Origin of the sequence: Mesorhizobium sp. M7A.F.Ca.CA.001.10.2.1 (assembly GCF_003998575.1) — a bacterium.
In the GTDB taxonomy this organism is placed as follows: Bacteria; Pseudomonadota; Alphaproteobacteria; order Rhizobiales; family Rhizobiaceae; genus Mesorhizobium.
Window position 1 is genome coordinate 920 of record NZ_RZQY01000675.1, and the last position, 2,325, is coordinate 3,244.

General features: G+C 60.9%; 2 protein-coding genes. Both read right to left on the bottom strand.

The window, feature by feature from the left end; genetic code table 11:
- Positions 1-162: 162 nt before the first annotated feature.
- On the bottom strand, positions 163-642 hold the full coding sequence (locus EN964_RS29740; RefSeq protein WP_127269038.1) for a DUF3828 domain-containing protein: 480 nt from the start codon (positions 640-642) through the stop codon (positions 163-165).
- Between the two features lie 96 nt (positions 643-738).
- Positions 739-2,325: ABC transporter substrate-binding protein (locus tag EN964_RS29745; protein ID WP_164776078.1), on the bottom strand; the 1,587-nt coding region annotated here is incomplete at its 5' end.

Here is a 2,325-nt window from a genome sequence, read left to right on the forward strand (position 1 = left end):
CCGCCCGGCGCATTTGCGGGCGGTGCCCCGCTGTCGCCCGGCTGGGTGCCGGCCGGGGCGTTTGCCGGCGGCGCACCCAACAAGCCTTGCGCGGCGGCGCCGCTCAGAGCCGCCAGCAGGCACACACCCGACAGCGCCAGGAACCGGCGATGGGCCATCGCTTCACTCCGGCGTCTGGCCGGCCATGCATTCCAGCGCGCTGAGCGTCCAGTCGCTGGTCTTGGAAGCGATGTCCGATATCTTCCACTTGCCGTCGATCTTCTTGAGCGACCAGAGCATTTCACGTTTGGAATCATCGCCCTCGGAGAACAGGCTGAAGGATGCCGTGACCTGTGCGTTATCGCCATCCAGCTTCTCAGACAGTTTCAGCGTTTTCGAGACGGTTTTCTGATCGAAATCCTGGGCGTCGAGACCAGGATCGAAATCGATGCAGGCGACCTGGTCCGGGTTCGTCTTCGTTGCCTGGTCGTTCAGCTCGAACAGTTTCGTCACCGGTTCGGTGAACCGATCCCGATATTGTTCGTCGGCCTCGAACTTGACCGCCGGGACATAGAAGAACTTCACCGCGTCGGAAGCCGGTCCGGCGACGGCGGCGCCCGGCAGGGCTATCGAAAGGGCGGCAACGAGCACTGTCAGTCTCATGCAGAATCTCCGGCTTTTGATGGCTTGAGCCTATCAATACCACGCATCCTGCATATCGGCTTTTTTGCGGCTCATGAAGTCCTGCCGCGCCTTGTTTCAGCCGTCCAGCCAGACGTTCTGAAGGTCCATCTCGAATGTCTGGTGGACACCATAGTTCTTCACCTTCTTGTTCTGGTGGCTGTAGAGCTTCTGCCAGAACGGCTGAATAATGACGCCCGAATCCTGCAGGATCTGCTCGACATCCTTCATGACCTCGCGTCGTTTCTCCACGTCGATGAGCGATAGCGCCTGCTTGAGCTTGGCGTCGAAATCGGGGTTGGAATATGCCGATTCATTCCAGGCCTCGCCGGTGCGATAGCCGAGCGCCAGCACCTGGACGCCAAGCGGGCGCATGTACCAGATCGTCATCGAATAGGGATATTTCGTCCAGTCGTTCCAGAAGGTCGAACCCGGCAGCACCGTGCGCTTCACCTTGATTCCGGCATCGCGCAGCTGGCCGGCAATGGCGTCGCCGGTATTCTTCTGCCAATCGTCCTCGATGGTGATCAGCTCATGCTCGAAGTCAGCCTGTCCGGCTTCCGCCATCAGCTTCTTGGCGCCGGCGGCGTCGCGTGTCTTCTTGGGCAGCGGATAGTATTCCGGATGGATCGGGGCAACGTGGTGGTTTTCGCCAGGGGTGCCTCGCCCGGCATAGCCGAGTTGGAGGACCGCATTGTTGTCGACGGCCATTTGCAGGGCGTTGCGCACCCGCTGGTCATCATAGGGCTTGTGGGTGATGTTGGTGCGGGCAACCAGCGTCGTCGCCGTCGCCACCTCCGATTTCACCAGATCCATCTTGTCGAGAATGTCGATGAAGTCGGCGGGCGACTCGAAATTGAGGTCGATCTCACCGGATTCGAACGCGTTCACGGTGGCGTTGAAATCGGTGCCGTAGTCGATGAACTCGACGCTGTCGAGCGGCGCTTCACCACCCCACCATTTGCCATTCTCGCGACGCTTGACGACCGCCTTCTGGCCGACATCGTAGGAGACCAGTTCGAACGGTCCCGTGCCGATCGGCTTCTTGATCGGATCGGCACCGTCGGCATCGAAGTTGCGATGCACGACGAGCGCCGGATAGTCGGTGAAATTCGGGATCAGTGAAATGTCTGGTTCGCTTAGCTTCAGCTTGACCGTGTTGTCGTCGACCTTGGTGATCGCGCCATCCCTGGCCTTGCCGGTCTTTGCGTCGATCAGCGCGCCGACACGGGCGGCCATGGAATTGCCGGCGACATTCTTCTCGCACCAGCGCGTCAGATTGTGAGCGACGTCATCGGCGTTGAAGGCATCGCCGTTGTTCCATGTGATGCCCTTGCGCACATGCAGCACGTATTCGGTGGCGTCGTCATTGATATCCCAGCTTTCGAGCAGGACCGGCTCGAAGGTGAACTGCCTGGTATAGCGGACAAGCGGCTCCAGCCAGCAGCGCGAAATGTTCGCCAGCTCAACCCAGTCGTAGGTGCGCGGATCCTTCTGCCCCTTCACCGACATCGAGACGCGCAGCGTTCCGCCTTTCTTCGGCTCTTCGGCCAAGGCCCGATCCGGCACGGCAAGGCCGATCATGGCGTAGGCAAGCGCCGTCGATGCGCCGAAGGCGCTTGCCAGCGCCAGGAACTCGCGCCGATCGACACGACCCGCGCGTGC